Below are 20,169 nucleotides of genomic sequence, written 5' to 3' on the forward strand. Positions count from 1 at the left end.
CCGCGGCGGAACCCGCATGGTTTTAGCGGTGGCGGCACAGTCACCGCGTATGACCGAGGCGACGGGTATCGTCGGGGAGTTCTTCTCGCTCAAGGAGGACACCGACGCCGATCTGCTGACGATGCAGTGTGGCGATTTCTACGAGTTCTTCGGCGAGGACGCCGAGATCGTCAGCGAGGAACTCGATCTCAAAGTCTCCCAGAAGTCCTCGCACGGCTCGTCGTATCCGATGGCCGGCGTGCCGATCGACGATCTGACGCCCTACCTGAAAGCGCTGGTCGAGCGCGGCTACCGGGTCGCCGTCGCCGACCAGTACGAGACCGACTCCGGCCACGCCCGCGAGGTCGTCCGCGTCGTCACCCCGGGGACGCTGCTCGAGACGACCGACGCCGACGCGCAGTATCTGGCGGCGGTGGTCGACGGCACCGACTCCCCGGGCGACGGCGGCTACGACCTCGCCTTCGCCGACGTGACGACGGGACGCTTCCTCGTGGCCGACGCCGAGGACGCCGACGACGCGCTGACGGAACTGTACCGATTCGATCCCGTCGAGGTGCTGCCGGGGCCCGACGTGCGAACCGACGACCTGCTGGGCCTCGTGCGAGAGCGGATCGACGCCGCCCTGACGCTCCACGAGACGGAGGCCTTCGCGCCCAAGCGAGCCGCCCACGCCGTTCGGGAGCAGTTCGGCGAGGAGACGGTCGACCGGCTCGCCGTCGGCGACTCGACCCTCGCGGCCGCCGGCGCGGTGCTCGACTACGTCGAAGAGACCGGCACCGGCGTGCTCGCCTCGATGACCCGCATTCAGGCCCACCACGGCGACGACCACGTCACGCTGGACGCGACCACCCAGCGCAACCTCGAGCTGACCGAAACCATGCAGGGCGAGCGCGAGGGCTCCCTGTTCGCGACGATCGACCACACCGAGACCAGCGCGGGCGGCCGCCTGTTGAAGGAGTGGCTCCAGCGACCGCGACGGTCGCTCGAGACCCTCGAGCGCCGCCAGGAGAGCGTCGCCGCGCTGTCCTCGGCGGCGCTGGCCCGCGACGAGTTACGGGACCGGCTGGACGAGGCCTACGACCTGGCGCGGCTGGCCTCGAAGGCGAGCCACGGCAGCGCCGACGCGCGTGATCTGCTCTCGGTACGGCAGACGCTCGCGGTGCTGCCCGCGCTCGCGGAGACCATCGAGTCGAACCCCGACCTCGCGGCGTCGCCGCTGTCGGACATCGTCGACCGGCCCGACCGCGACGCCGCGAGTGAGCTTCGGGAGGCCCTCGAGGAGGCCATCGCGGACGAGCCGCCGTCGACGGTGACGCAGGGCGGGCTCTTCCAGCGGGGCTACGACGACGAGTTGGACGAGGTGATCGACCGCCACGAGGAGGTCAAGCGGTGGCTCGATACGCTCGCAGAACGCGAGAAGAAGCAGTACGGCCTGAGCCACGTGACCGTCGACCGGAACAAGACCGACGGCTACTACGTTCAGGTCGGCAAGTCCGCGGCCGACGGCGTCCCCGACCACTACGAGGAGATCAAGACGCTCAAGAACTCCAAACGCTTTACGACCGACGAATTAGAGGAGAAGGAACGCGAGATCCTCCGACTCGAGGAACAGCGGGGCGACCTCGAGTACGAACTGTTCGAGGAGTTACGCGAGGCGGTCGCCGACCGGGCCGAACTGCTCCAGGACGTCGGGCGGGCGCTGGCGACCGTCGACGCGCTGGCGAGTCTGGCGACCCACGCCGCGGAGAACCGCTGGATCCAGCCCGAGTTACACCGGGGCGACCGCCTCGACATCGAGCAGGGACGGCACCCGGTCGTCGAGCAGACGACGGAGTTCGTCCCTAACGACGTCCGGCTGGACGAGGAACGCGGATTCCTCGTCGTGACGGGACCCAACATGTCCGGCAAGTCGACCTACATGCGACAGGTCGCCGGGATCGTCCTGCTGGCCCAGATCGGCAGCTTCGTCCCCGCCGAGTCGGCCGAGATCGGGCTGGTCGACGGCATCTTCACTCGCGTCGGCGCGCTCGACGAACTCGCTCAGGGCCGGTCGACGTTCATGGTCGAGATGAGCGAACTCTCGAACATCCTCCACACCGCCACCGAGGAGTCGCTGGTCATCTTAGACGAGGTCGGTCGGGGAACGGCGACCTACGACGGGATCTCCATCGCGTGGGCCGCCACGGAGTATCTGCACAACGAGGTGCAGGCGAAGACGCTCTTCGCCACCCACTACCACGAGCTGACCGGGCTCGCCGAGAAGCTGCCCCGCGTCGCCAACGTCCACGTCGCGGCCGACGAGCGCGACGGCGACGTGACCTTCCTCCGGACGGTTCGTGACGGGCCCACGGATCGCTCCTACGGGATCCACGTCGCCGACCTCGCGGGGGTTCCCGATCCCGTCGTCGAGCGCTCGAGAGACGTCCTCGAGCGCCTGCGCGAGGAGAAGGCGATCGAAGCGAAGGGAGGCACCTCGAGCGAGCCCGTCCAGACCGTCTTCGATCTCGGGGACGGCGAGTTCCGCGGGCCGGCGAACGCTGACGGCGGTGAGCCGGCGGAGCGGAACGAAACGGACCAACAGGGCGAGACGGTCGACCCCGAGGCGAAGGCGGTCCTCGAGGAGTTCGCGGAGATCGACGTGAACACGACGCCGCCGATCGAACTGGTCACGGAGGTCCAGGAGCTCCAGGAGCGCCTCGAGGAAACGGAGCGCTGACCGGCCGTGGCGGGCAGTCCCGAATCGGCCGAACGGGCCCAAAGCTTCATTCTGTCCGTCACGCAACAGCACGTATCTCGATGACCGACGAGTCCGACGCGCGGCGACGGGGCTCCCGCCGACGCTATCAGGAGGCGGTCCTCGAGCTCACGACCGACGCGGACGTGGTCGACGGACGGTTCGAGGCGGCCGCGCGCACGATCACCGAAACGGCCGCCGAGATCGTCGGAACGACCCGCGTCGGCATCTGGCTCTTCGACGAGGACGGCGAGCGCATCCGCTGCGTCGACCGCTACGACCGTCGAACGGACGCCCACAGCGACGGCGCGGAACTCGCCGCGGCGGCCTCTCCCGCCTATTTCGAGGCGCTGCGGACCCACCGGACGATCAGCGCCGATGACGCTCGCGCGGATCCGCGAACCCGCGAACTGACAGCGAACTACCTCGAGCCGGAGGCGATCGACTCGCTGCTCGACGCGACCCTCCGATCGGCGGGCGAGGTGATCGGCGTCGTCTGTCACGAACAGATCGGCCGGACGCGCGAGTGGACCGACGCCGAAATACGGTTCGCGGGCGACGTCGCGGACGTCGTCCACCGCGCCCTGCGCAACCACCGCAGCGCCGAGCGGCGACGCGAACTCGCTTTCCGTCGCTCGCTCCTCGAGGCCCAGCAGGAGGCGATGCCCGACGGCGTCCTCGTCGTCGGCGAAGACGGCTCGCTTCGCTCCTGGAACTCCCGGTTTCGGGAACTGTGGGACGTGTCGGCCGAGGAGCTGGAGCCGCCGCGAGGCGACGCCGTCCTCGCGGAGATCAGCCGCCAGCTGGCGGATCCGACGGCGTTCCACCGTCGCGTCGAACACTTGACCGAGCAGCCGTCGGCAACGAGCCGCGAGGAGGTCGCCCTCGAGGACGGACGGGCGTTCGAGCTGTACTCGACGCCGGTCCGCGACGACGACGGCCGACAGTACGGCCGCCTCTGGCTCGTCCGTGACGTCACCGAGCGCAAGGCGCGACAGGAGGAACTCGAGTTGAAAAAGCGGGCGATAGACGAGGCGCCGATCGGGATCACGCTCTGTGACGCCACGCGGCCGGACAATCCGCTCGTCTACGCCAACGACCAGTTCGAGCGGATCACCGGCTACTCCCGCGAAGAGATCCTCGGTCGGAACTGTCGGTTCCTCCAGGGCGAGCGAACCGAGGCCGAGCCGGTCGACGAGTTGCGCGCGGCGATCGACGCCGAGCGATCGACCACGGTCGAACTCCGCAACTACCGGACCGACGGGAGCGAGTTCTGGAACAGAGTCACGGTCGCCCCGGTGGCCGACGAGCGCGGAACCGTGGCGAACTACGTCGGCTTCCAGCAGGACGTCACCGAGCGCAAGGAGGCGACGCGACAGCTCCGCGTGCTCCACCGCGTCCTGCGACACAACCTCGCCAACCAGATGAGCATCATCCGGGGGACCGCCGAACAGCTCGCCGAGCGGTCCGGCGGCGAGACCGCGGCCGCCGCGGAGACGATCGTCGAGGAGGCCGACCAGCTGCTCGGCCTGACCGACAAGCACCGCTCGATCGTCCGCCTGTTGAGCGAGCGGCCGACGCCGGAGCCGATCGCGCTCGAGCCGCTCTGTCGTCGCCCGTGTCGGAGCGTCCGGACCGACTACCCCGACGCCGACGTCTCGCTCGCGGGCGACCTGGACGCCACCGTCGTCGGGATTCCGGCCCTCGAGACGGCGATCCACGAACTTCTCGCGAACGGCGTCGCCCACGGCGACCGGGAATCGCCGTCGGTCGAACTCCGCGTCGAGCGGCGACCCGAGACGGTCCGCCTCCGGATCGCCGACGACGGCCCCGGCCTTCCCGACGAGGAGCGGCGGATCATCACCGGCGACGGGGCGGTCGAACCCCTCTACCACGGCCTCGGGATGGGGCTCTGGCTCGTTCACTGGATCGTCTCCCTCTCCCGCGGGACGATCGACATCGAGGAGACGGGCCCGGACGGAACGACGATCCGGATCGAACTGCCCCGCGCGGACGACTGACGATCGGCGGGGAAACGACCGGCGAACGGACGGTGGCAGCGACCGCAGCGGGGTGGTTTTTCCGAACGGCCGTTGGGGGACCGATATGAGCTACGACGAACTCGCCGAGCGACTCGCGGCCGACGACCGCGAGCGGCGGGTGGCGGCGTTTCCGGACGGTAGCGTCGACGACTACTACGCCGCCTTCGACGCGGCGGGCGAGCGGATCGCTGAGCGCGAGGCGTTCGGCGACCGGATCGCCAGCGGGGACTCGGACGCGGTTCCGATCGAGCGCGAGGCCCGCGAACCGGGCGGGCAGGCGGTGAACGCGGCCCGGCAGGTCCACGCCCTGGGCGACGACCCGACGCTCTACGGCCACCTCGAGGATCCCGTCTTCGAGGCCCTGCCGTTCGAGGCGACGTCGATGGGCGACCCGTCCCGCGTCTCGGTGTTCCCGTTCGACGACGACGCCCTCCTGTTCGCGGAGCGGTCGTCGGACGTCGCGAACTGGTCGCTGGGCGACCTCGAGGCCGCGGCGCCGAGCGGCGACGCCGTCGAGGCGCTGGCGGCCGACGCCGTCTGCTGTGGTAACTGGGCGTCGATCGACGGACTGACCGACGCGCTCGAGACGCTCGCCGCGGGTTCGCTCGCGGCCGGGACGTTCGTCCTCGATCCGGGACCGGTGCGCACGCGATCTCATGGAGCGGTGACCGACCTCCTCGAGGCGCTCGGCGACCTCGACGAGACGGCCGCCGTCGTCTACAGCGTGAACCGGTCGGAACTCGAGTACACGGCGGCCGCGATCGGGGCCGACTCGGATGCGTCCGGCGTCGACGCCGACCTCGAGCGCCTCGAGAGTGTTCGGGAGATGGCGGGGATCACGGCTGCCGTTCTCCACGAGACCGAGCACGCGGCGGTCGCGACGCGGGCGGAGACGACGGTCGTCGAGAACGTCTCGGTCGACGACCCCCGACGGCGGACGGGCGCCGGTGACCGGTTCGGTGCGGGCCTCGCCGTCGCCCGCGCACGGAACTGGGACTGGGAGACGGCGCTCGCGCTCGGAAACTGCGCGGCGTCCTACTACGTCGCGACGGGCGAGACCGGCACGCGAGACGAGCTCCGGTCGTTTCTGGACGACTGAACGCGAGCGAACGGCGATCGACCGACGTCGACTCACGCACCGACCGTCTCCTGCGCGCTCTCGCCGTCGGCGTCGCGGTCGTCCTCGCGATCGACCGCGTGGTGGCCCCCGATCACGACGTTGACCGCCGCGCCGACCAGCAGAATTAACGCGTTGCCGTAGAGCCAGATCAGCAGCAGGATGACCGCGCCGAACGTCTCGAACGTCCCGACGGTGTTTACCAGCCCCACGTAGATCCCGAAGACCGTCTCGAGGATGACCCAGCCCCCCGCGGCGATAAACGTTCCCGGGAGGGCGTCGCGAACAGAGACGTCCGGATCCGGGAAAACGTAGTACATCGGGAAGAACGCGACCGACAGGGCGACGAACAGGCCGATCGGCGTCGCCGCCTGAACGACGGGGTGGTCGATCGCGGCCAGCGTCGTCGTCCCGAAACCGGCGCCGACGGTGGCGATCAGGATGACCGCGAAGACGACGGCGCCGTTGACGACCTTCTCCGGAAACGAGTTCTCGCCGTCCGCGTAGAGTTCGTCGAAGGCCGTCGTGACGCCGCGAAAGATCCGCAACATCCCCCACAGCAGCGAGACGAGTCCGATCAGCGACGCGCCGCCGCGCTCGGAGGCGTGAGTCAGCGCCTCGTAGACCAGCCCCTGGCCGGCGGGACTCAGGTGGTCGCGAGCCATCGCGACGAGCTGTTCGGTCAGGTACTCGTTGCCGACCGCGCCAGCGACGAGAAACAGCAGGAGTAGGAGGGGCAATAGGGAGAGAAAGGCGGCGTGGGCGATGCTACCCGCCATGAACGTCACGTTGTGCTCGTCGATGACCGCGACGATCTCCCGGGCGACGGCGTAGCTCCGTCGCGCGTCCATACCCGACTCGAGGCGAGCGGCGCCGAAAAGACCGCCGCTGGCGTGTGCCACCGTGTCACAAACCGGGCGGTCGACACTCGAGACCCGCCACTCAACGGGCGGAATCGAGCGATTGCTAGCCTGTCGACGGATTGGCGAAGTGTCGGATCGGTACGACTATGACTCGAGGCGACGCGAGTGAGTACGATGCACGAACCGGAGTTCGGCGTCGCGGGGAAGACCGCGATCGTCACCGGCGCGAGTCAGGGTATCGGGGAATCGATCGCGAAGACGCTCGCGGCCGGCGGCGCGAACGTCGCGATCTGTTCGCGCTCGATGGACCGCGTGGGACCGGTCGCGGAGGAGATCAACGAGAGCGAGGCTGACGGTGAGGCGCTGGCCGTCGAGTGCAACGTCCGCGAGCGCGAGCAGGTACAGAATCTGGTCGACGAAACCGTCGACGAGTTCGGCGACGTCGACATCCTCGTGAACAACGCCGGCGGCGAGTTCGTCGCCCCCTTCGAGGAGATCTCCGAGAACGGCTGGCAGACGATCGTCGACCTCAACCTGAACAGCACCGTCCACTGCACGCAACTGGCCGGCGAGGTCATGCGCGAGGGGTCCGGCGGCGTCATCGTCAACCTCTCGTCGGTCAACGGCCAGCACGCCGCGCCCGGCGAGAGCCACTACGGCGCCTCGAAGGCGGCGATCATCCGGCTGACCGAGACGCTGGCCGTCGAGTGGGCCGAACACGACATCCGCGTCAACTGCGTCGCGCCGGGGCTCGTTCAAACGCCGGGCGTCGCCGAGACGCTCGGCATCGACAGCGAGGACATGCCGCCTCGAGAGAAAGCCGAACGTCGCATCGGCCACCCCGAGGAGATCGCCGACGTCGTTCAGTTCCTCGCCAGCCCCGCCGCCTCGTTCATGAACGGCGAGACCGTGACCGCGAAGGGCGTTCCTCGGGCCGGGAATTCGATGTCGCAGGATCTGGGGCTCGAGTAACACGTAGCGCTCCGAGACGCAGCGCGGTCGAACCGCATCGCACTCGAGCGCGTTCCCGAGACCGGCTCGAGCACTCCACCTCGGAGACCGAGAGAGGAGTACGTTTTTGCACCCCACGGGAAACACCCACGTATGGAACTCCAGCAGGCACTCCGCGGAATCACGACCCCGCTCGTCACCCCGTTCGACGACGCGAGCGATATCGACGAGGCCGCGCTCCGCGACCTCATAGCGCACCTCCTCGAGAACGACATCGACGCCGTCTTCCCCTGTGGCACCACGGGCGAGTTCGCCAGCCTCACGCCCGAGGAACGGAACCGCGTCCACGAGATCACGGTCGACGCGGTCGACGGCGAGGTGCCGGTCCTCGCGGGCGCCGCGGCCACGAGCGTCGCCGAGGCGGTCGACTACGCCGAGGACGCGGCCGCGATCGGCGCCGACGCGGCGGTCGTCACGCCACCGTACTTCCACACGGCGAACGCGCCCGAGGGGAACCAGCGGTTCCTCGAGCGGATCGCCGATCGATCCCCGCTGCCGCTCCTGCTGTACAACATCCCGGCCTGTACCGGTCAGCGACTGGAACCGGAGACCGTCGCGGCCGTCGCCGCCCACGACGACGTTCTCGGTCTGAAGGACTCGAGCGGCGACCTCGAGTACTTCCTGTCGGTCGTGCGCCGGACGCCCGACGACTTCCTAATGCTGCAGGGGTACGACGCCTTACTCGTCCCCGCGCTGCGCATGGGTGCCGACGGGGGCGTGAACGCGCTCTCGAACGCCGTGCCCGAGCAGTTGACCGAACTGTACGAGGCGTCCGCCGACGAGCGCGGCGACGAACTGCAGGACGCCGTCAGCGAACTGTTCGGTGCCTGCGCCACCTACGGGTTCGCGCCGGCGGCGAAGACGGCCCTCGAGTACCGCGGCGTGATCCCCTCGGACGCCGTCCGTCCGCCGCTGGTCGAGGTCCACGAGGACGGCCGCGAGACGATCGGAAACGCCGTCGACGGGCTGCTCGAAACGAGCGAGTAGGTCCCTCTACGGCGCCGATATCGTCTACCGAGACGCTCCGACGACCCGGACAGTCACTAATCCACAGATTAACCTCGCTCGAGCGAGAGCGACCGCCATGAACCGAGCGAACGGACTCGGCCTGACTCGAGCAGGGCTCCGCAGTTCCACACCGCTCCTCGAGTCACCCGACCGTTCGCACGCGGGGACCGAGCCATGACCGACGAGCCACCACAGGAGACCGAGATCCGCCAGCTAGACGAGGACACCGTCGCCCGCATCGCCGCCGGCGAGGTCGTCGAACGCCCCGCCAGCGCGGTGAAGGAACTCGTCGAGAACAGCCTCGACGCGGACGCCGACAGCGTCGACGTCACCGTCGAGGAGGGCGGCACCGAACTGATACGGGTCGCCGACGACGGCCGCGGGATGGGCGAGGCCGACGTCCGCGCGGCCGTCCGCGAGCACACGACGAGCAAGATCGAGGGGTTAGAGGACCTAGAGTCGGGCGTCGCCACGCTGGGATTCCGCGGCGAAGCCCTACACACCATCGGCTCCGTCTCGCGGGTAACCATCGAGTCGCGCCCACGCGATGCGGACGAGACCGGTGCGGGGACGAAACTGACCTACGAGGGCGGCGAGGTGACCGGCGTCGAACCCACGGGTTGTCCCGAGGGAACGATCGTCGAGGTCGAGGACCTCTTCTACAACACGCCCGCCCGTCGGAAGTTCCTCAAGACGACGGCGACGGAGTTCGCCCACGTCAACCGCGTCGTCACGCGCTACGCGCTGGCCAATCCCGACGTGGCGGTCTCGCTGACCCACGACGATCGCGAGGTGTTCGCGACGACGGGACAGGGCGACCTCCAGGCCGCCGTCATGGCGGTCTACGGCCGCGAGGTCGCCTCGGCGATGATCCCCGTCGAGGCCGACGGCGACGATCTCCCCCCGGGGCCGCTCGAGTCGGTCTCCGGGCTGGTCTCCCACCCCGAGACCAACCGCTCGAGCCCGGAGTACCTCGCGACCTACGTCAACGGCCGGGCGGTCACCGCCGACGCCGTCCGCGAGGGGATCATGGGCGCCTACGGCGCCCAACTGGGCGGCGATCGCTACCCCTTCGTGACGCTCTTCCTCGAGGTGCCCGGCGAGGCCGTCGACGTCAACGTCCACCCCCGAAAGCGGGAGGTCCGGTTCGACGACGACGATTCCGTCCGCCGGCAGGTCGACGCCGCAGTCGAATCGGCGCTGCTCGAGCACGGCCTGCTGCGCTCGCGTGCGCCCCGCGGCCGGTCGGCGCCCGGCGAGGCCAGCGTCGTTCCCGGCGACGCCGCTCGCGGGACGAGCGACAAGGAGCCGACGGCCGAGGACCTCCCGGCCGCGCTCGAGGGCGACGGCGAGTCGGAATCGGGAGCCGATTCGTCGTCCGAGCCGACGGCCGACGATACCGCAGCGGCATCGTCGCGGTCGCCGTCGACGGTCGACGCCGACTCCGCCGACGGCGGTTCGACGACTGGTTCGGCCGGATCACCGCCGGCCGGCGGCGCCTCGAGCGGCCCGTCGGGAACCGCTTCGAGCGGTCCGCCCGGCAGCGACTCGAGCGGGACGTCTGGAACTCCGGCGGGAACCGTCTCGAGCGGGTCAGCGAACCGAACCTCGAGCGAGCCGACAGATAGCGACTCGAGTGGCGCTTCGGCGACCGAGTCGACGACGTCTCGAGCGGACTCGAGCGTCGATCGCGGGGGTGACGATTCCGATCGGACCGGCCGCGAGCCGGAGCGCAAGTTCGCCGCGGCCACCGAACAGCGGACCCTCGACGGCGAGCCCGCGACCGGCGACGAGACCGCGTTCGACTCGCTGCCCGCCTTACGCGTGCTCGGACAGCTCGACGACACCTACCTCGTCTGCGAGACCGACGACGGCCTCGTGTTGATCGACCAGCACGCCGCCGACGAGCGGGTCAACTACGAGCGTCTGCAGCGGGCGTTCGCCGACGACCCCGCCGCGCAGGCGCTTGCGGAGCCCGTGGAACTCGAGTTGACCGCCGCCGAGGCCGAGGCCTTCGAGGGCTACCGCGAGGCGCTCTCGCGGCTGGGGTTCTACGCCGACCGGACCGACGACCGGACGGTGGCCGTGACGACCGTTCCCGCCGTCTTCGACGAGACGCTCGAGCCCGAGCGCCTGCGGGACGTCCTCGCGTCGTTCGTCGAGGGCGACCGCGAGGCGGGCGCGGAGACGGTCGACGCGCTGGCCGACGAGTTCCTCGGCGATCTGGCCTGTTACCCGTCGATCACGGGGAACACGTCGCTGACCGAGGGATCGGTGGTCGATCTCCTCGAGGCCTTGGACGACTGCGAGAATCCGTACGCCTGTCCGCACGGGAGGCCGGTGATCGTTCGGTTCGACGAGCGCGAGATCGAGGATCGGTTCGAGCGGGATTACCCGGGCCATCAGGGCTGAGCCGACCGAGTTCGGACCGACGCTCCGGGCTCGAGCCCGGACTCAGTCCGGCCGGCTGTTGATCCGGTCGAACCCTTTCCAGATCCCGACTACGATGAGGCCGGCCAGCAGCGCTAGCCCGACGAACAGAGCGAGTTCGGACGACGCTTCCGCTTCGACCAGCCCCCCCGCCCAGCCGAGGGCGAACACGAGCACGCCCGTCACCGCGATGACGAGGATGACGAGTCGATCGCCGAGTTCAGTCATGGGCGACGCTTGGCGAGCGGCCGTTGTAACGGGACGGCCTGCAACGGCGCCGTTAGATCGTGTATCCCCGTATCAGTAGGTAACGCGCCCGGTATCGGACGCCCCGATCGTCCGTCGTTCCGTCGCGGTCGCCGTAACCGACGCCGCTCGAGCGCGGCGAGTCGCTCGAGCGCCGGCACCGGCATCGGCAACGGTACGGGGATCGACGCCGAACGGCCGCGCATGACGATCGATCTCGACGGCGCGGACGCGGGCGGCCAGTTCGTCCGGACCGCGCTCACGCTGTCGGTCCTCGAGAACGAACCGGTCCGCATCGAGAACGTTCGCGGGAACCGATCCACGCCGGGGCTGCGCCACCAGCACCTGGCGGTCCTCGAGACGATGGCCGCCGTCTGCGACGCCGACGTGTCGGGCGCGGAACTGGGCGCCGAGACGATCGACTTCGAGCCCGACCTCGAGTCGACCGCGGACGCCAGCGGCTGGGGCGGCGCCGGACGCGGCCGGCTCGCGGGCGGCAGCTACGAGGTCGACATCGGCACCGCGGGGAGCGCGACGCTGCTGTTCGACGCGCTCCTGCCGCTCGCGTCGGTGCTCGAGTCGCAGCTGTCGGTGACGGTCACCGGCGGCACCGACGTCCAGTGGTCGCCGCCGGTGGACTACGCGCGACGCGTGAAACTGCCGCTGCTCCGCCGATTCGGTCTCACCGCCGCCGTCGAGGTCGATCGTCGCGGGTTCTACCCCGACGGCGGCGGGCGAGCCACGCTGCAGCTCGCGCCCTCGACGCTCGAGCCCATCGAACTCGCGGAGCGCGGTCCGCTCGAGGGCGTTCGACTCTACTCGACCGAGTCCGCGTCGCTGGCCGATCGAGACGTGGCTCACCGGCAGGCCGAGGGCGCCCTCGAGCGGCTGGCGCTCGCGGAGACCGACCTCGAGGTCGTCGACCGCTGCGAACGGACGGTCGAGAGCCCCTCGCCCGGTTCGTCGATCGTGCTCCGAATCGATCACGGGACGGGAATCGCAGGGTTCACCGCGCTGGGCGAGCGCGGCACGCCGGCCGAGCGCGTCGGCGAGGACGCCGCCGACGCCGCGAACCGCTTCCTGAGACGCGATGTCGAGAACGGAGGCGGGAACGGGGGCGTGCCGGCGCCACCGGTCGACCGCCACATGGCCGATCAGTTACTCGTTTTCCTCGCGCTCGCGGGCGGTCGCGTCCGGATCCCCGCCGTCACCGACCACGTAGCGACGAGTCGCGAATTACTCGAGGCTTTCGGCGCCGATATCGCGCTCGACCTCGAGCGCGACGTGACGAGCAGCGCCGACGGCGAGACCGCTCCTGCGGACGATGCCGCTCGACCGGCGCTAGTGACGGTCGACTCGACCGTCGATTCCTGACTCGAGGCCTGGAACCGCGGTCAGCGGCTCTTACGCATCGGTTAACTTATCGCCATAACTTATACCACAGCCGTCCGTTGATCCGGGTATGACCGACGCAGACAGTACCGGCGACTCGGTCCGGGGGGCCGATCGGTGAGCGATATCGTCACGTTCGGGGAGACGATGCTCCGGCTGTCGCCGCCCCGGAACGAGCGCCTCGAGGACGTCGACGAGTTCGAGGTCCGAGCGGCGGGGGCCGAAAGCAACGTCGCGATCGCGGCGAGTCGGCTGGGCGCGACGGCGACGTGGATTTCGAAGGTGCCGGAGACGCCGCTGGGGAAGCGCGTCGTCGGCGAACTCCGCCAGCACGGGATCGACACCGACGTCGTCTGGAGCCACCGCGGGCGTCAGGGCACGTACTACCTCGAGCGGGCGGGCAAGCCCCGCGGGACGAACGTGATCTACGATCGGGAGAACACCGCCGTTTCGACGGCGAAGGCTCGCGAATTCGACATCGATCGGATTCAGGACGCGCGCGTCTTCTTCACGACCGGAATCACGCCCGCGCTCTCGTCGACGCTCCGGGAGACGACGGCGAACATGCTCAAGGCGGCCCGACAGGGCGGAACGACGACCGCCTTCGACTTCAACTACCGGAACAAGCTCTGGTCACCCGACGAGGCCCGCGAGACCCTGACGCAGCTGTTCCCGGGGATCGACGTGCTCGTCATCGCCGCCCGCGACGCCCGGACGGTCCTCGGCATCGAGGGCGATCCGCGCCAACTGGCCCACCGGCTGGGCTCGCAGTACGACTTCACGACCGTCGTCGTCACCCGCGGCGCGGAGGGCGCGATCGGCTGGCACGACAGCGTCGTCCACGAACAGGCGGCCTACGAGACCGACACCGTCTCGTCGATCGGCACCGGCGACGCCTTCACCGGCGCGTTCATCGCTCGTCGCCTCCACGGCGACGACGTCCCGACCGCCCTCGAGTACGCCGCGGCGACGGCGGCGATCAAGCGGACGATTCCGGGCGACGTCGCGCTCGTCTCCAAGGAGGAGGTCGACGCGGTCGTCAAATCGGGCGGGACCGACCTCTCCCGGTAGATTCGAAGCGTCTCCGAAGCCGGCCCCGAGGGGGCTCTCGTGGCGCTCCACGTGCCGGTCCCCGTCTCTTCGCGGCGTTCGTTTTGACGGGTTTGCCAGAAGCTATGTTATATCCCGGTCGGAAGCTGCGACCGTCATGAATCGTGGACTCGCAGTGATCGTGGCGCTGCTCCTGGCGACGAGCGCCGTCGGCGCGGCGTTCGGAGCCGGCGCGGGCGCGTCGACCGGCGCGGAATCGAGTACGACCACCGACGGCGAAACCGAGACGGCGAGCGCGGCGACGGCCGGCGGCGAGGCCTACGCCGGCACCCACGTCGCGTTCGACGTCGAGGGCGACGCAGTCATCGACTACCGGATCGGCGGCGACGAGACGTTCTCCTCGGTGGCCGTCCAGTCGACCAGCGACGCCGGAGCCGGTGCCGATCTCGGCGCCGAGGTCGACCTCGAGACGCTGACGACCCTCGAGGGCGCCGGCCTCTCGCTGGCCGCCCAGTCCGAGACGAGCGCCCAGGTGCAGGCCGAGAGCGGCGCGACGCTGTCGGCCCACGACACCGAACGCGGCACGCTCGTGGTCGAGAGCGGCTCGGAGGGTCAGTACGTTCGGGCCGAACTCGCCGCCGACGCGACGGCCAGCGACGAGGGCGACCGCGTTCGCGTCGAGACCGGCGACCACGAGGGCACCGTCCTCGTCGTCGGCGACGGCGAGGTGACGGTCACCGACGACGGCAACGTCACGGCCGAACTCGCCGAGAACGCGACGCTGGCGTTCCGGTCGTACGAGGACGGCGAGCGCGACGAGACCGACGAGTACGAGGAATCGCTGATCGCCGACGGGAACGCCGCCGTCGAGGTCCACGTCGAGGACCGGAACAGCGAGGCGGTCGGCGAGGCCGTCACGTACGGCCAGGAGACCAGCGCCGAGGTCGAAACCGAGGCGCGCGATCGGGTCGACGTCACCATCGACCGCGCCACCCACGAGGGGACGGTCGTGCTGACCACCGTCTCCGAAGAGGCCGTCGGCAGCCTCGAGGACCTCGAGGTCCGGATCGACGGCGAGGCCGCCACGGAGGTCTCCTCGAAGAGCGAGCTCGAGGGCGCGATCGGGAGCGACGAGTCCCGGTACATGGTCGCCCAGCAGTCGGAGGCGTCGGCCGAGGCGACGGTCTACATCGCCGTCAACCACTTCTCCGAGCGAACGGCGACGATCGACGGCGCCGACGGTGACGACTCGGACGGCGGAGCCGACGGGACGGACGATAGCGACGAGACGGACGGGACCGACGGCGACGATAGCGGGACGGACGACGAGACGGACGCGACTGCAGAGGACGGGACGACCGACGGGAGCGAAAGCGATGCGGACGGCAGCGACGCCGACGACGGTGAGGAAAGCGACGCCGGTGCGGACGGCGGCGACGGGATGCCCGGCTTCGGCGTCGGCGTCGCCGTCGTCGCGATCGCCGTCGCCGGCCTGTTCGCCCGACTGCAGGACTGAGTGACGCCCGTCGGTGCGAGCCGAGCCGATGAGCGCGCGAATCGATCCGTTCGAGTTCGGATCTCTTTTCCAAATATTATTTGCCGAGAATGACTTGTACAGCTAGATGAGTACACAACCGTGCGGTCGTATCCCACAGTTGGACGACTTTGTCAAAAGGACCTTTACACCCCGGTGTCTCCCGGCGGAGTGCAATGTCCCGAATCGCAGCCGTTGCACTCGCAGCCCTCGTGACGATGGCGACCCTGTCGGTCGCCGTCGTCGGCGCTGCGGGCGCAGCACAGCCCTCCGAATCGCACGCGATGACCGCCCAGGACGCGACGGCCGACGGCGAGGCGTACGCCGGCACCCACGTCGCGTTCGAGACCTCGAGTAACGCGATCGTCGACTACCGCGTCGACGACGAGACGGTCTTCGAGAACGTGACCGTCGCCAGCCAGAGCGACCACCAGAGCCGGACCGAGGCCGGCGCCGACGCCCGGCTCTCGGCCGTGGTCGATCTCTCCGGTCTGGGACTCTCCCTCGACGCACAGAGCGAGACGCGCGCCGACGTCGCGACCGACGGCTCGGCGTCGCTGTCCGCTCACGACACCGAACGCGGCATCCTCACCGTCGACGCGGGCGAGGACGCCCAGTACGTCGAGCTGACCCTCTCCGAGGAGAGCAACGCGACGGCCAGCGACGAGGGCGACCGGGTCCTCGTCGAAACGGAGAACCGAACCGGCGCGCTCGTCGTCGCCGGCGACGGCGAGGTCGCGGTCAACGACAACGGCGACGTGACCGCCGACCTCGGCAGCGAGTCGACGCTGGTCTTCCGCTCGTACGAGGACGGCGAGCGCGACGAGAACGCCGAAGAGCAGGAACGGCTGATCGCCGAGGGGACGGCGACCGCCGAGGTCTACGCCGACGCGGTCGACGGCGAGCGCGTCGTCGACGTCGCGACCTACGGTCAGGACACGGCCGTCGAGACCGGCGCCGAGGCCGAAGAGCGCCTCGAGATGACCGTCGAACGCGCCGAGAGCGAGGGGAAGGTCGTGATCGTCTCCGTCTCCGAGGCCGCCCTCGAGGCCGTCGGGAGCGCCGAGGACCTCGCGGTGACCGTCGACGGCGAGGCCGCCGCCGAGGCCTCCTCGTACGGCGAACTCGAGGGCGGGATCGGCGAAGAGCCCCGCTACATGGTGACCTCCTCGGGCGACGCCGAGGCGGCCGCCGACGTGCTCGTCGCGATCGACCACTTCTCGGAGCGAGACGTGGCGATCCAGAACGCGGACGACGTCGAGAGCGGCGACGACAGCCTCCCCGGCTTCGGCGCCGTCGCGGCGCTGGTCGCCGCGCTGATCGGCGTCGGCGCTCGCGTCCACAGCTAACGTCTCCGCCGTCCGCCCCGCACCGCGTTTTCAGTGTATCGAACGCTTTCGCTCACCTACCTCCTGAGGAACGCCTTTTTGTCGCGCCGGCGTACAGCGGGTTATGGTACACGTCGCGATCGTCGGCGCGTACGGCAGTGCGGGGGTCGCCGTCGCCGACGAACTCCTCGAGCGCCGCGGGGAGCTCTCCGACCTCGAACTGACGCTGATCGACGACGGCGACCCCGGCGGCGGCCTCTGCATTCTGCGGGGCTGCATGCCGAGCAAGGACGTCCTCTCGGCCGGCCAGCACCGCTACCAGGCGCGCCACGACGACCGGCTCGAGGGCGTCCCCGACGTCGATCCGGAGGCGGTCGTCGCCCGGAAGGACGACCACGTTTCGGGATTCGCCGAACACCGCCGCGATCACGTCCGCGACCTGGCCGAGCGCGAGGGCGTCGAGTTGCTCCGCGAGACGGCGCGGTTCGTCGACGACCGCGTCCTCGCGGTCGGCGACCGCCGGATCGAACCCGACTACGTCGTGGTCGCGACGGGCTCCGTACCGAACATCCCCGATCTGCCCGGCATCGACGACGTCCCGGTGCGGACGAGCGCGGACGTCCTCGACGCGACCGAATTTCCGGACTCCGGGGTCGTGCTGGGCAACGGCTACATCAGCCTCGAGCTCGGCCCCTACCTGAGCGAGGTCGGCGACGTCGACCTCACCGTGATCGAGCACGACGAACGGCCGCTCGACGCGTTTCCGGACGCCTACGGCGACGCCCTCCTCGAGATCTATCGCGACCAGTTCGGGATCGAGGTGGTGACGACCGCGGACGAGCGGCGCCTCGAGCCGACCGACGACGGCGGCGTCCGGCTGTTCGCCGAGCGGGCTGGCGAGAGCGGGCGGGGAGACAGTGGCGAGGAACTGACCGTCGAGGCCGACGAACTCTACTGTTTCACCGGTCGCAACCCGAACCTCGAGGGACTTGGCCTCGAGGACACGCGACTCGAGCCCGGCGACGGCTGGGTCGGGTCGACGATGCAGGCGACCGACGACGAGCGCGTCTTCGTCGTCGGCGACGCGAACGGTCGCGAGCCGATCCTCCACGTCGCCAAGGAGCAGGGCTTCGCGGCCGCGGCGAACGTCGTCCACCACGCTCGCGGCGACGACCTCGAGCCCTACGCGAACGTTCCCCACCACGTGATCTTCTCGGGGCTGGGCGTCTACCCCGTCGCCAGGGTCGGCCACACGCCCGCGACGGCAGCCGAATCGGGAATGGACACGTTCGTCGTCACCCGCGAGGCGTCGTCCGACGGCGTATTTGAGACGAAGAATCACCCGGAGGGGCGGGCGACGCTGGTGATCGACGCCAGTAGCGGGGCCGTCCTCGGCTATCAGGGCATTCACCTGCACGCCGACGTGATGGCGAAGACGATGCAGGTCGTCGTCGAGATGGGGCTGGACGTCCGCGAGGTCCCCAACCGGGCCTACCACCCTACCACGCCCGAGATCCTCGACGGACTCTTCCGCGAGGCCTGCGCCGAACTCGAGGAGCGCCAGCAGTGCGTCGGCCCCGATTCGCGCGATCCCGCGCTGTAGACGCGTGCTATCACGTGTCCAGTAATCCTTATTATTAATCGTGTCCAATAGAACGTCGATTATCGATGACATCCTTCGACGAAATGAACCGCATGTTTCGCGAGATGGACCGCGCGTTCGACCAGCTCCGCACGACCTGGATGCGCGAGTTCGCGTCGCCCGGCTTCGGCGGGACCCTCGAGTCCGGCCACGCCGGGTTCGAGTCGGATCGATACGCGCCTGAAACCGACCGCCGGACTCTCGGATCCGACGGCTCGTCCCTCGAGTCCGGACGCCCCGTATCCGGCTCGCAGTGGCCCGTCTTCGGCGGCTTCGGATCGCAGACCGGCGCCGCGATGGGCGACGCGGCGACCCTCGAGGACGAGGGCGACGCCTACGTCTTCGTGATGGACCTGCCGGGCTTCGAGAAGACGGACATCGACCTCGGCTACGCAGACGGTCGTCTGACGATCGACGCGCGGACCGACGTCGAGTCGGGCACCGACACCGCCCAATCCGTCCGATCCCGCCGGGTCGGCCGCCACGTTCCCGTCCCGAAAGAAATCGTCGCCGACGAGATCACGGCGACCTACCACAACGGCGTCCTCGAGGTCCGCCTGCCGATCGCCGAGGACGGCGACGACGGCCACCGGATCGAACTCGAGTGAGAGTCACCGCGACGACGGCCGTCGCCCGTTCCGAGCGGACGCGAGTGCAGGACACGCTGAACACACCGCAGTTCGACGTCCCGTCTTCTCCGCCGTCGGTTCTCGAACGATGGAGTCCGGGCGTACACCCAAGGCGGATGCGATCCAACGATCACCCATGGGTGAGGACACCACTCACGACGGAGCCGACGAGCGGGAACCGGAGCCGATCGAGGAGGATCCGACGGACGCGATCGATCTGGAACTCACCGAGCGCGTCCGCGTGGGCGTCACCCGCGGCGAGACCGACCTCGAGATCGGGCCGCCGCGGGACTATCCGGACCGGGCCGACGTCTCCGTCCGACCGGAGTCGGACGAGGGGGACCGGATCGTCGTGAGCATCGACGCGATGGCGGGCGATCACGGCACGGGCCACGCCGACGTCGAACTGACGCCGGCGGAGGCTCGACGGCTCCGGGATCGCCTCGACGAGACGATCCGCTGGATGCCGGACGGCGATGGCGACCCGGAGCGCTGACGCCACGCCACTCCCGGTGATGCCGCGCTATCGATCGGATCCCGACGAACGGGAACGGGAACTCGTCATCGCTCATTGTCGTCGTGACGGCCTCGAGAGCGACCGCCACACGAATCGGGTAGCCGAGGCCGCTACGGGACACCGTGACCGAAGCCGACCGGCGGCGAAAAGAACTACTCGGGGCTCGGCGTCTCCTCGCGGGAGAGATACGACGTCAGATCGGACGTCGTGACCATCCCGATCACGCCCACCTCGTCGTCGACGACGGGGAGGTGGTGGAACCCGTGCTCGACCATGACGTCCGCGGCGTCGCGGATGCTGTCCTGGGCCGAGACTGTAGTGATGTCCTCGGTCATGTACTTCGAGACCGGCGTCTGATCCTTCGGCTTCTGCTCGGCGACGATGCGGACGAAGTCCGTCGTCGTCAGGATCCCCTCCAGTCGGTTATCGTCGTCGGTGACGACGACCGAGCCGATCTCGTTCTCCAGCATCAGTTGTGCGGCTTCCTCGACGAGCGTCTCCCGCGTCACCGTGTGAAGCGACGAGGACATGACCCGTCCGACGAAAATATCCTCCATACACATCTGTATTCTTTATACACTATAAGAATTGTCGAAGTCGAGTCGTTCGCCGATGGTCGACGGCTC

General features: G+C 69.4%; 16 protein-coding genes. 13 read left to right on the plus strand and 3 right to left on the minus strand.

Annotation, left to right across the window (positions count from 1 at the left end):
* Positions 1–49: 49 nt before the first annotated feature.
* The 3 genes from mutS (at position 50) to HTZ84_RS20465 (ending at position 5,875) form a co-directional block, all read left to right on the plus strand.
* Complete coding sequence (gene mutS, locus HTZ84_RS20455) at positions 50–2,716, plus strand: DNA mismatch repair protein MutS (protein WP_174682353.1); 2,667 nt, start codon at positions 50–52, stop codon at positions 2,714–2,716.
* An 80-nt stretch (positions 2,717–2,796) separates the two neighbouring features.
* Positions 2,797–4,755 (plus strand): PAS domain S-box protein, encoded by a 1,959-nt coding sequence (locus HTZ84_RS20460; protein ID WP_174682354.1) that lies wholly within the window; start codon positions 2,797–2,799, stop codon positions 4,753–4,755.
* An 85-nt stretch (positions 4,756–4,840) separates the two neighbouring features.
* Positions 4,841–5,875 carry a PfkB family carbohydrate kinase gene (locus HTZ84_RS20465; RefSeq protein ID WP_174682355.1) on the plus strand — a complete coding sequence of 345 codons (1,035 nt, stop codon included), beginning with the start codon at positions 4,841–4,843 and terminating at the stop codon, positions 5,873–5,875.
* 32 nt (positions 5,876–5,907) lie between these two features.
* On the opposite strand, the gene HTZ84_RS20470 is transcribed toward HTZ84_RS20465, so the two are convergent.
* Positions 5,908–6,744, minus strand: coding sequence for a YihY/virulence factor BrkB family protein (locus HTZ84_RS20470; RefSeq protein WP_174682356.1), 837 nt, complete (start codon positions 6,742–6,744; stop codon positions 5,908–5,910).
* Between the two features lie 186 nt (positions 6,745–6,930).
* Between HTZ84_RS20470 and HTZ84_RS20475 the strand changes: the two genes are divergently transcribed.
* The 3 genes from HTZ84_RS20475 to mutL all read left to right on the plus strand — a co-directional run bounded on the left by HTZ84_RS20475 (position 6,931) and on the right by mutL (position 11,187).
* Positions 6,931–7,728, plus strand: a complete 798-nt coding sequence (locus HTZ84_RS20475; RefSeq protein ID WP_174682357.1) for an SDR family NAD(P)-dependent oxidoreductase — start codon at positions 6,931–6,933, stop codon at positions 7,726–7,728.
* A gap of 132 nt (positions 7,729–7,860) precedes the next feature.
* The gene (dapA, locus tag HTZ84_RS20480) at positions 7,861–8,754 is read left to right on the plus strand and encodes a 4-hydroxy-tetrahydrodipicolinate synthase (RefSeq protein WP_174682358.1); all 894 of its coding nucleotides are present in this window, start codon (positions 7,861–7,863) and stop codon (positions 8,752–8,754) included.
* A 195-nt stretch (positions 8,755–8,949) separates the two neighbouring features.
* On the plus strand, positions 8,950–11,187 hold the full coding sequence (gene mutL / locus HTZ84_RS20485; protein WP_174682359.1) for a DNA mismatch repair endonuclease MutL: 2,238 nt from the start codon (positions 8,950–8,952) through the stop codon (positions 11,185–11,187).
* A 42-nt stretch (positions 11,188–11,229) separates the two neighbouring features.
* Here the strand turns inward: mutL and HTZ84_RS20490 are convergent, their stop codons facing one another.
* The gene (locus HTZ84_RS20490; RefSeq protein WP_174682360.1) at positions 11,230–11,433 is read right to left on the minus strand and encodes a hypothetical protein; all 204 of its coding nucleotides are present in this window, start codon (positions 11,431–11,433) and stop codon (positions 11,230–11,232) included.
* A gap of 222 nt (positions 11,434–11,655) precedes the next feature.
* On the opposite strand from HTZ84_RS20490, the gene rtcA reads away from it, so the two are divergent.
* The 7 genes from rtcA to HTZ84_RS20525 all read left to right on the plus strand — a co-directional run bounded on the left by rtcA (position 11,656) and on the right by HTZ84_RS20525 (position 19,522).
* On the plus strand, positions 11,656–12,825 hold the full coding sequence (gene rtcA / locus HTZ84_RS20495; protein ID WP_174682361.1) for an RNA 3'-terminal phosphate cyclase: 1,170 nt from the start codon (positions 11,656–11,658) through the stop codon (positions 12,823–12,825).
* A 135-nt stretch (positions 12,826–12,960) separates the two neighbouring features.
* Positions 12,961–13,914 (plus strand): bifunctional 2-dehydro-3-deoxygluconokinase/2-dehydro-3-deoxygalactonokinase, encoded by a 954-nt coding sequence (gene kdgK1, locus HTZ84_RS20500; RefSeq protein ID WP_174682362.1) that lies wholly within the window; start codon positions 12,961–12,963, stop codon positions 13,912–13,914.
* 136 nt (positions 13,915–14,050) lie between these two features.
* Positions 14,051–15,409, plus strand: a complete 1,359-nt coding sequence (locus HTZ84_RS20505) for a PGF-CTERM sorting domain-containing protein (RefSeq protein WP_174682363.1) — start codon at positions 14,051–14,053, stop codon at positions 15,407–15,409.
* A gap of 194 nt (positions 15,410–15,603) precedes the next feature.
* Positions 15,604–16,776 (plus strand): hypothetical protein, encoded by a 1,173-nt coding sequence (locus tag HTZ84_RS20510; protein WP_174682364.1) that lies wholly within the window; start codon positions 15,604–15,606, stop codon positions 16,774–16,776.
* 103 nt (positions 16,777–16,879) lie between these two features.
* Positions 16,880–18,358, plus strand: a complete 1,479-nt coding sequence (locus HTZ84_RS20515; protein ID WP_174682365.1) for a dihydrolipoyl dehydrogenase family protein — start codon at positions 16,880–16,882, stop codon at positions 18,356–18,358.
* A 65-nt stretch (positions 18,359–18,423) separates the two neighbouring features.
* Positions 18,424–19,005: an Hsp20/alpha crystallin family protein gene (locus HTZ84_RS20520; protein ID WP_174682366.1), complete on the plus strand. Its 582-nt coding sequence runs from the start codon at positions 18,424–18,426 to the stop codon at positions 19,003–19,005.
* Between the two features lie 157 nt (positions 19,006–19,162).
* Complete coding sequence (locus HTZ84_RS20525) at positions 19,163–19,522, plus strand: hypothetical protein (protein ID WP_174682367.1); 360 nt, start codon at positions 19,163–19,165, stop codon at positions 19,520–19,522.
* A 173-nt stretch (positions 19,523–19,695) separates the two neighbouring features.
* Here HTZ84_RS20525 and HTZ84_RS20530 read toward each other — a convergent pair whose 3' ends face one another.
* On the minus strand, positions 19,696–20,100 hold the full coding sequence (locus HTZ84_RS20530; protein ID WP_174682368.1) for a CBS domain-containing protein: 405 nt from the start codon (positions 20,098–20,100) through the stop codon (positions 19,696–19,698).
* Positions 20,101–20,169: the final 69 nt, after the last annotated feature.

Source organism: Haloterrigena gelatinilytica (genome assembly GCF_013342145.1).
Lineage (GTDB): Archaea > Halobacteriota > Halobacteria > Halobacteriales > Natrialbaceae > Haloterrigena > Haloterrigena gelatinilytica.

Coding starts and splice junctions, on each gene's coding strand:
- mutS (WP_174682353.1), top strand. CDS start 50: ATGACCGAGGCGACGGGTATCGTCGGGGAGTTCTTCTCGCTCAAGGAG.
- HTZ84_RS20460 (WP_174682354.1), top strand. CDS start 2,797: ATGACCGACGAGTCCGACGCGCGGCGACGGGGCTCCCGCCGACGCTAT.
- HTZ84_RS20465 (WP_174682355.1), top strand. CDS start 4,841: ATGAGCTACGACGAACTCGCCGAGCGACTCGCGGCCGACGACCGCGAG.
- HTZ84_RS20470 (WP_174682356.1), bottom strand. CDS start 6,744: ATGGACGCGCGACGGAGCTACGCCGTCGCCCGGGAGATCGTCGCGGTC.
- HTZ84_RS20475 (WP_174682357.1), top strand. CDS start 6,931: ATGCACGAACCGGAGTTCGGCGTCGCGGGGAAGACCGCGATCGTCACC.
- dapA (WP_174682358.1), top strand. CDS start 7,861: ATGGAACTCCAGCAGGCACTCCGCGGAATCACGACCCCGCTCGTCACC.
- mutL (WP_174682359.1), top strand. CDS start 8,950: ATGACCGACGAGCCACCACAGGAGACCGAGATCCGCCAGCTAGACGAG.
- HTZ84_RS20490 (WP_174682360.1), bottom strand. CDS start 11,433: ATGACTGAACTCGGCGATCGACTCGTCATCCTCGTCATCGCGGTGACG.
- rtcA (WP_174682361.1), top strand. CDS start 11,656: ATGACGATCGATCTCGACGGCGCGGACGCGGGCGGCCAGTTCGTCCGG.
- HTZ84_RS20505 (WP_174682363.1), top strand. CDS start 14,051: ATGAATCGTGGACTCGCAGTGATCGTGGCGCTGCTCCTGGCGACGAGC.
- HTZ84_RS20510 (WP_174682364.1), top strand. CDS start 15,604: ATGTCCCGAATCGCAGCCGTTGCACTCGCAGCCCTCGTGACGATGGCG.
- HTZ84_RS20515 (WP_174682365.1), top strand. CDS start 16,880: ATGGTACACGTCGCGATCGTCGGCGCGTACGGCAGTGCGGGGGTCGCC.
- HTZ84_RS20520 (WP_174682366.1), top strand. CDS start 18,424: ATGACATCCTTCGACGAAATGAACCGCATGTTTCGCGAGATGGACCGC.
- HTZ84_RS20525 (WP_174682367.1), top strand. CDS start 19,163: ATGGGTGAGGACACCACTCACGACGGAGCCGACGAGCGGGAACCGGAG.
- HTZ84_RS20530 (WP_174682368.1), bottom strand. CDS start 20,100: ATGGAGGATATTTTCGTCGGACGGGTCATGTCCTCGTCGCTTCACACG.